Source organism: Brevibacillus nigriterrae (assembly GCF_049846925.1).
Classification (GTDB): Bacteria; Bacillota; Bacilli; order Brevibacillales; family Brevibacillaceae; genus Brevibacillus_H.
Genome location: NZ_JBNCMT010000027.1, coordinates 68,495 through 76,172, shown reverse-complemented (window position 1 = coordinate 76,172; position 7,678 = coordinate 68,495). Strand labels below are relative to the sequence as shown.

At 43.1% G+C, this 7,678-nt stretch carries 10 protein-coding genes and 1 other annotated feature; of the genes, 6 read left to right on the top strand and 4 right to left on the bottom strand.

The genetic code is table 11. From position 1 onward, the window contains the following. Nucleotides 1-11: 11 nt before the first annotated feature. On the bottom strand, nt 12-308 hold the full coding sequence (locus ACPW7N_RS19035) for a hypothetical protein (protein ID WP_425652686.1): 297 nt from the start codon (nt 306-308) through the stop codon (nt 12-14). Between the two features lie 114 nt (nt 309-422). Between ACPW7N_RS19035 and ACPW7N_RS19030 the strand changes: the two genes are divergently transcribed. From ACPW7N_RS19030 to ACPW7N_RS19020, 3 genes are all read left to right on the top strand, one after another. Continuing rightward, entirely contained in the window at nt 423-1,397 is a 975-nt protein-coding gene (locus ACPW7N_RS19030) for a helix-turn-helix transcriptional regulator (RefSeq protein ID WP_425652685.1), read from the top strand. After that, entirely contained in the window at nt 1,394-1,657 is a 264-nt protein-coding gene (locus tag ACPW7N_RS19025) for a TfoX/Sxy family DNA transformation protein (RefSeq protein ID WP_425652684.1), read from the top strand. The genes ACPW7N_RS19030 and ACPW7N_RS19025 overlap by 4 nt, the downstream gene beginning before the upstream one ends. Before the next feature lie 123 nt (nt 1,658-1,780). Then, nucleotides 1,781-1,993 (top strand): hypothetical protein, encoded by a 213-nt coding sequence (locus tag ACPW7N_RS19020; protein ID WP_425652683.1) that lies wholly within the window; start codon nt 1,781-1,783, stop codon nt 1,991-1,993. On the opposite strand, the gene ACPW7N_RS19015 is transcribed toward ACPW7N_RS19020, so the two are convergent. Further along, nucleotides 1,956-3,170 carry an MFS transporter gene (locus ACPW7N_RS19015; protein WP_425652682.1) on the bottom strand — a complete coding sequence of 405 codons (1,215 nt, stop codon included), beginning with the start codon at nt 3,168-3,170 and terminating at the stop codon, nt 1,956-1,958. The genes ACPW7N_RS19020 and ACPW7N_RS19015 overlap by 38 nt on opposite strands. Nucleotides 3,171-3,317: 147 nt before the next feature. Between ACPW7N_RS19015 and ACPW7N_RS19010 the strand changes: the two genes are divergently transcribed. Beyond that, entirely contained in the window at nt 3,318-4,223 is a 906-nt protein-coding gene (locus ACPW7N_RS19010; RefSeq protein WP_425652681.1) for a LysR family transcriptional regulator, read from the top strand. A gap of 35 nt (nt 4,224-4,258) precedes the next feature. Here the strand turns inward: ACPW7N_RS19010 and ilvA are convergent, their stop codons facing one another. Further along, nucleotides 4,259-5,512 carry a threonine ammonia-lyase IlvA gene (gene ilvA / locus ACPW7N_RS19005; RefSeq protein WP_425652679.1) on the bottom strand — a complete coding sequence of 418 codons (1,254 nt, stop codon included), beginning with the start codon at nt 5,510-5,512 and terminating at the stop codon, nt 4,259-4,261. Nucleotides 5,513-5,563: 51 nt separating this feature from the next. Next, nucleotides 5,564-5,823: a binding site (T-box leader), on the bottom strand. A gap of 200 nt (nt 5,824-6,023) precedes the next feature. Here ilvA and ACPW7N_RS19000 point away from each other — a divergent pair. Together ACPW7N_RS19000 and ACPW7N_RS18995 are read left to right on the top strand one after the other, a co-directional pair. Next, on the top strand, nt 6,024-6,875 hold the full coding sequence (locus tag ACPW7N_RS19000) for an alpha/beta fold hydrolase (protein ID WP_425652678.1): 852 nt from the start codon (nt 6,024-6,026) through the stop codon (nt 6,873-6,875). A 2-nt stretch (nt 6,876-6,877) separates the two neighbouring features. Then, entirely contained in the window at nt 6,878-7,363 is a 486-nt protein-coding gene (locus ACPW7N_RS18995; RefSeq protein WP_425652676.1) for a GNAT family N-acetyltransferase, read from the top strand. 4 nt (nt 7,364-7,367) lie between these two features. Here the strand turns inward: ACPW7N_RS18995 and ACPW7N_RS18990 are convergent, their stop codons facing one another. Next, on the bottom strand, nt 7,368-7,568 hold the full coding sequence (locus ACPW7N_RS18990) for a tautomerase family protein (protein WP_425652674.1): 201 nt from the start codon (nt 7,566-7,568) through the stop codon (nt 7,368-7,370). Nucleotides 7,569-7,678: the final 110 nt, after the last annotated feature.

Sequence of the window (7,678 nt, the reverse complement as noted above, 5' to 3'; positions counted from 1 at the left end):
TTTCATACCTTCTATAACACTTTATCATAATACTGCAGTTTTAACGTTGCTTCATTAATTAACCCCATTCCTTCCAGCATACACGGTTCTTGCATGAGTACTTTTTCTGCCTTGGCAGCAGCCTCTTTATTATCCCATCCTACAACCTCAATCCATTCTTCACTTGTATGATTATAAAACACTTCACGATGGATAAACCCTTCCAAACCTGCTACCATTTCTTGCAGTTTTTTTACATAGTTCATATAGCTTTCTTTGCTAACACCCTGTTTCAACTGATAGGTTACCACTTCTAAGCATGACATCATTCTTTGATTCACTCCATTCATACAGGCAGATTTTTGCTTACAACTTCACTATAGACCTAAATATAGACAGATTCTGTCACCTTTCTGTGTTATATTTTTTCTGAGGTGAGCGGAATGAATAAATCTCAACGACTTCTTGAGCTATTGCTAACAGTGAATACTCGTCAAAAGTATACACTCAAGGAGCTTTCTAACCGTTTTGGGGTTTCTAAGCGAACCATTCTACGTGACATAAACGAATTAAGTTCGCTTGGAGTTCCACTTTATTCAGAATTAGGTGTCCACGGCGGCTATCGAGTCATTAAAGAACGAACGCTTCCCCCGCTTTCGTTTACAGAAAAGGAAGCCACAGCGCTTTACTTTGCTGTTCAATCTCTGCAATATTTTCATTCATTACCGATGGAGTCTGACTGGAAATCTGCACTCGCCAAGTTTTATTCTGTGTTACCTGAAGACATTCGTGAGCGTTTAAATAAGCTTCAGCAGCGACTATTGTTCTGGATTCCTGTCCAAACTTGGGAAGCACCCCATTTAGCTGACCTTCTTGAAGGAGCTATCGATCAAAAAGTTTACCATATTCGCTATGAATCAGTACGTGGGATCAGTGAAAGGGATGTGCAACTGATCGGTTTGTACTCGATGAACGGAAGATGGTACTGCCCTGCTTTTGATTTTCTCAGCAACCAATATCGTCTGTTTCGTGCTGATCGCGTGATCTCCCTTTCCGTAAGCTCAAACCAAGTGCAGAAGAAAAACTTTGATGAATTCCCCATAACAGACTGGTTCAGAAAAGAAATGCAACATGAGGAAGAGAATGAGCGATATGAGTTAAGCGTACGATTGACAAAAAAGGGAGTTCTACTCTGTAAAAACGATGCATGGCTTGCGGAGGGACTTATTGTGACTAAGGATGGAAGTGGCATGATACAAAGGAAAATGACATCTGGTTATTTGGACTGGGCAGCTAGCTTTTTTCTAAGTTGTGGAGCGGAAGCAATCGTAGAGGCACCTTCAGAACTGCAACAAATGATCCGAAGGCACCTTGATGAAATGGCATCCCTTTATAAGAAGGAGGTTAGTAGTGAATGAAAAAAACAATGAATCTGAAAAATATTGGAGCGAAAACAGAGCCATGGTTACGTGAAATTGGTATACAAGGGTACGATGATCTAAATCAGCTCGGTTCAGTGGAAGCCTATAGACGTCTGAAAGAAAAATACCCTGAGAAAATAAACCTTCTTGCTTTATACGCCTTGGAGGCTGCACTTTGGAACATACATTGGCTTGAACTAGCTCCCGAAGTCAAGGAACAGTTGAAGCGGGAGGTCTCTGCCGGAGGTCCTGTTTAAAAGATAAACTTTTCAGTGCTGCAGTTTGGACGATTGACTGGCTTGAACTATAACCAGAAAGTAAGGCACAATAAAACATGGAATTTGAAGTCGCAAGATCGTTTGAAAGGAGAAATAAGGTAAATGGAAAAATCGATTTATTTCGTTGTAGCCTGGTCTGAAGCAAAACAGTATTCGGATGCGCTTAAATCTCTTGGAATTCGGTATGTGATCGAAACACCCGAGGATATCCCTACTATCGAAGCAGGAAATCTTGCCATCGTTTTCTCCAGCCTTCCTATTCGCATGTATGCAAAGGTCAAAACGCTTTTTGGCCGAAATGGGGAGCCCTATTAGGTGCTAATTTTGCCAGACGTAATGCAAGTAGTAAAGCAAAAAGTAAAAATCCGGAGATCATCGCAACGACACCTCCCCAACCAAATAAAGACCAAAAAACCCCTCCTGCCGTCCCACCAATACTGGAGCCCGCATAATAAAAGAACAGATAAAGAGAGGAAGCTTGGGCTTTGTCGTGAAGCGCTCTTCTCCCTACCCAACTACTCGCAATGGAGTGGCTTCCGAAGAATCCGAAAGTCAGGATCGGCAAACCCACAATCTTTATCCAAAGATGAGAATCCAGCGTCAAACAGGCTCCAGCCAGAGTAAGAAACAATGAGAAAAGCAGCACCTTTTGACGTCCGTATTGATCTGCCATTTTGGCCATCCAGACGGAGCTGACCATGCCTACCAGAAAAACGATGAAAATCCAGCCGACCAGTGTCTGACTGAGAAAATAAGGTGCGGATGTCAAGACATACCCCATGTAATTATACAAAGCAACATTACTGCCAAGAATGAGAAACCCGATTCCATACAAACAAAGTAGACCAGGATCCTTCAGATGACTGAACAATGATGCCGTCAACATTCGAAAATCCGGTGAACGTGGATGAAAATTTTGAGACTTTGGCAAGTTCACCCAAAAGATGAAACTGGCAATGATACTGATCAAACTGATCGTCCCCATCGCAATATGCCAGTTAAATAAATCTGTCATCATACCTGAAATGATTCTGCCACATACCGCTCCAAGTGAATTTCCGCTGATATAAAGCCCCATCGCCACACCGAGACTAGCAGGCTCCATCTCTTCTCCCAGATAGGCCATCGCAATAGAAGGAAGTCCTCCAAGTGCAATTCCTTGTAGTACTCGAAACAACAATAACGCTTCAAATGATGTACTGAATGCTGTCAAAATGGATAAGGCAGAAGCAAACAGCAAGGAGATGATCATCACCGGTTTACGTCCCCATACTTCAGAAATCGAGCCAAACAACAGCAAGCTGAATGCTAGTGAAATCGTTGACATGGAAAGCGACAGGCTTGCCATCGTGGGCGTAATGTGAAATTCTTTTGTAAATTCTGGCATTAATGGCTGCGTGCTGTAGAGTATGGCAAATGTATTAAAACCAGCAGCAAAAAAAGCGAGATTGGATTTGCGAAAGGCTGAAGTTCCTTGCTGTATGTATCCCATGCTGGTTAAGACCTCCCTGTAAAGCGTTCTGAATGTACTTTTATACTACCATCGCTGTTTTATGATGTATAATTTATAATAATCATCATTTTAATGCGTGTAGGTAATGATTCAGACAAAAATACAGTACCAGTGGAGGTTTCCCCCATGGAGTGGCAACAACTTGAATACTTTCAGACGCTAGCCAGTTTGCAGCATGTCACACGAGCAGCAGAATCTTTGTCTCTTTCTCAACCAGCCTTAAGCCGTTCGATTGCCCGTTTGGAAGAAGAACTGGGTGTCCCACTGTTTGATCGAATAGGCCGTACCATTCAATTGAATCGATATGGACAGCTTTTTTTGAAAAGGGTCAATCGAATATTGAATGAATTTGATGAAAGTAAAAAGGAGCTCCACGATTTGATTCATCCGGACCATGGAGAGGTTGCCATCGGATTTTTGCATACGCTTGGCACAACACTGATCCCTGACTTAATTGGAGCATTCCGTACTCATTCCCCCAACATCAGCTTCGAACTGACGCAAAATCACAGCTATTCACTGTTGGAGCATCTGGATGCTGGCGAGCTTGACCTCTGCCTGGTTGCTGAACCAACCGAGATGAAATTGCCGATTCAGTGGACCCCACTTTGGAGTGAGGAGATTTTTGTCATTGTCCCCCATGGACATCCGCTTGCAAACGCCGAGAATGTCACGCTGGAGGAAATCGCTAGCGAGCCGTTCATTTCTTTGAAAAAAGGCTATGCCATGCGAATGACCACCGATCGTCTGTTTACCCAAATGGGAATCAATCCGAACATTACTTTTGAAGGCGAAGAAGCAGCTACCGTAGCAGGACTTGTTGCAGCAGGCTTGGGAGTCTCTCTTCTCCCTCATCTAAGAGGGTTGGATGAGAGCAAGATTGTGCAAATTCCTGTCAGTCAGCCAAAATGCCATCGTGTGATCGGACTCGCATTCGTTCAGGGACGTTACTTATCACCAGCAGCTTTGCGATTCAAAGAATTTGTGCTTCATTTTTTTGATAATAGCCATCTCATGAAAGAAGGCCCTTAGGAGTTCTCCAAGGGCTTCTTCTAGGTCTCATGAACTTACACTAGTAAATTGAACAGATTCGAATCCTTGTTAAGCTCACTAAACTGAATGCCTCGTGCTACCATCCGCTCAATCAATGGTTCATAATCATCTCTTTGCTTAAGCTCAATCCCTACCAAAGCAGGGCCATTCTCTTTACTCGTTTTCTTTACATATTCAAATCGTGTGATATCATCGTTCGGCCCGAGGACATGTACCAGAAACTCACGAAGTGCACCTGCACGTTGTGGAAAATTCACCAGGAAGTAATGCTTCAAGCCTTCATAAATCAGCGAGCGCTCTTTAATTTCCTGCATGCGGTCTATATCGTTGTTGCCGCCGCTGATGACACAAACGACCGTTTTCCCTTCAATCTGATCCCGGTAGAAATCCAGCGCGGCTATGGATAAAGCTCCTGCCGGCTCGGCCACAATTGCATTTTCATTATATAGTTCGAGAATCGTAGTACAAACTTTCCCCTCGGGAACGACCACAATATCATCGATTACTTCCTGGCTGATCTCATACGTCAGTTCACCGACACGCTTTACCGCTGCGCCATCCACAAATTTATCAATCTCATCAAGCGCAACCACTTTGCCATTTTCAAGGGATTTTTGCATGGAAGGTGCACCTGCTGCTTCTACCCCAATGATCTGTACAGTAGGCTGAACGCCTTTCACATACGTCCCGACTCCGGCGATCAAACCACCACCGCCGATGCCCGCAAAAATGTAATCGACTGGCTCTCGCATGTCATTTAATATCTCCAGTCCTACAGTTCCCTGCCCTGCAACAATTTTCGGGTGGTCAAACGGATGGATAAACTGCATACCCTCTCGCTCGCAATACGCTACTGCCTCTCGTAAAGAATCATCAAATGTGTCTCCGATCAGAAGTACTTCCACATAGGGACCTCCGAACAGCTTAACTTGGGAGATTTTTTGGCGGGGAGTGGTCGCTGGCATAAAGATTTTCCCCTGTACCTCCATTGCTCGGCAAGAGTAAGCAACACCTTGCGCATGGTTGCCTGCACTTGCACAGACGACTCCCCTTTCAAGCTGTTCATCACTCAGGCTTCGCATCAAATTATAGGCACCACGGATTTTGAACGAACGGACTACCTGTAAATCTTCTCGTTTCAAATAAACATTGCAGTTATAACGCTCCGATAAAATCAGGTTCTTCTGCAAAGGGGTATGGTCCACGACATCCTTCAATAGGTGACCTGCTACAATCAGGTCTTCTAGTTTGATTCTCTCTGTATTCATCTTTTTTTCCTCCACTCCTGAATTCATCAAAAAATAAAAAATCCCGCCCCATGAAGGGACGAGATTTGAACTCGCGTTACCACCCTTGTTCCTGCAAGATCATGTAAGAAAATGATCCCACGGCACCTTATGCGACGTACTATCATACGCGTCCCTCGTAACGGCAGGAAACCGGGGCAGCTTACTAGTTTACATTCAGCTTTCCTTCTCGGAGAGGATTTTCAGCTAACTCCTGAACATTGGCTTTCAGCACGTGGCCAACTCTCTGGGGAACAAGACAGTAGCTTACTCGTTCTCGTCAATGAATTTTTGTTGATTTGTTGATCATAATGTTAAATTATTTTCTATTTTTACACTATTCATTATTCAATGTCAACTAAAGGAGTCAATCAATCAAGAAATTCGTTAATAAAATTTTATTATTCTGATATTGATTTCAGCAATACTCTTGAATAATATGGTAAAAAAACATCTGCCAAGCTTGAAAAGGTAGAATAGGAGACTGATAGAGTTGAAAGACAAGGGAGTTATTGTAATAGATGGTTTTGCGCTTGGCTATCGCATCGAGGGAGAAGGAGTTCCCGTCATGGTTGTGGGAAGTAAGGTCTACTATCCCCGACTTTTCTCACAGGAAATCAAGAAAAAATTGAAGCTGATTTTTATTGACCATCGAGGCTTTGTCCGACCACCACGCCAGTTGAAGCCCGAAGATTACACCCTGGATCGTGTGGTCGATGATCTGGAGACCATTCGAGAAACGCTGAATCTAACTGATTTTGTCATTCTAGGTCATTCAGGTCATGCTTTCATGGCATTGGAATACGCCAAAAAATATCCCAAGCATGTAAAAAAAGTCGTGTTACTCAATTCTGCGCCTTCTAACAGCAACGAAAGACAACAACAAAGCTTCGCCTATTTTAACGAGACAGCTAGTCCCGAACGAAAAGAAAAATTCGAACGTGACATCGCTTTACTCGCCAGCGATATTGAGAAAGAACCTGATAGACGATTCGCTCATCTGTTAATCCGAATGGGTGCTCACAGTTTCTATGATTTTACATTTGATGCAACTGCCATGTGGGATGGCGTCTATACAAATATGCAAATTATCGATTATCTGTGGGGAGAAGCCTTCGCCCAACTAGACCTCGTAAAAGGGTTATCCGATTTGGATAAACCGGTGTTCCTTGGCCTGGGCAAATACGATTATCTGGTCGCTCCCGCCTCCTTGTGGGACTCGATTGAAGACCAATGCCCTCATGTGACAAAGGCAGTTTTTGAGCAAAGCGGACATAATCCGATGTTTGAAGAACCTGATACTTTCGATACACTACTGACCAACTGGATCTACGAAAGGAAATAACGATGGTAACCTTACGTCATTATCAGCAAGGCGACTTTGAAGCATTAACCCATTACTGCTTGCCAAATGAGCAAGCGATTTACACCTCTATGCCTGTAGATGCCTTGAGAGAATGCGAGAAAGATTCGCAACAATGTCCAATCGTGATTTGTTTGAGTGATTCCATTATCGGTTTTTTCGTACTGCATTTTGGAGATTCAGCCAATCGATACACGGCGAACAAACAGGCGGTTATCTTCAAGTCATTTTCTATCGATCAGCGTTATCAGGGCAAACAATTGGCAGTAGACTCACTTCATCTACTGCCCTCCTTTGCCAAAAATCTATTTCCGCAAAGCAATGAGATCGTCCTGACTGTACATCATACGAATCTTCCAGCTATACATTTATACAAAAAATGCGGCTTTCTCGATAAGGGGAATCGGTATATGGGAGAACATGGCGAGGAATTGATTTTGAACTCTTCTCTCGCCATCCCATATGGATAATGCCTTACTTCTCCAACTTGCGGAAATCATCAGTCAAAATTCCTGCAAATCCCCAATTCTCATCCTCAATTTCTTGGATTACAATATGGGTATGTTCAGGTTTTTTGCCTAGCACCTGCACAAGTGTTTGTGTGAACTCTTTCACGATCTGTGCTTTTTGGTCTCTTGTTGCACCCTTCGTTATTTGCAGATTGATGTATGGCATCGCAATGGTCACCTCTGGAAAAAAATTGTTTTGGACACAAGTGCATGATAACATTTTTTTCCACCGGCGACTCTTTTTTTATTAAATTTTATCTAAAATAACCAAGAAGA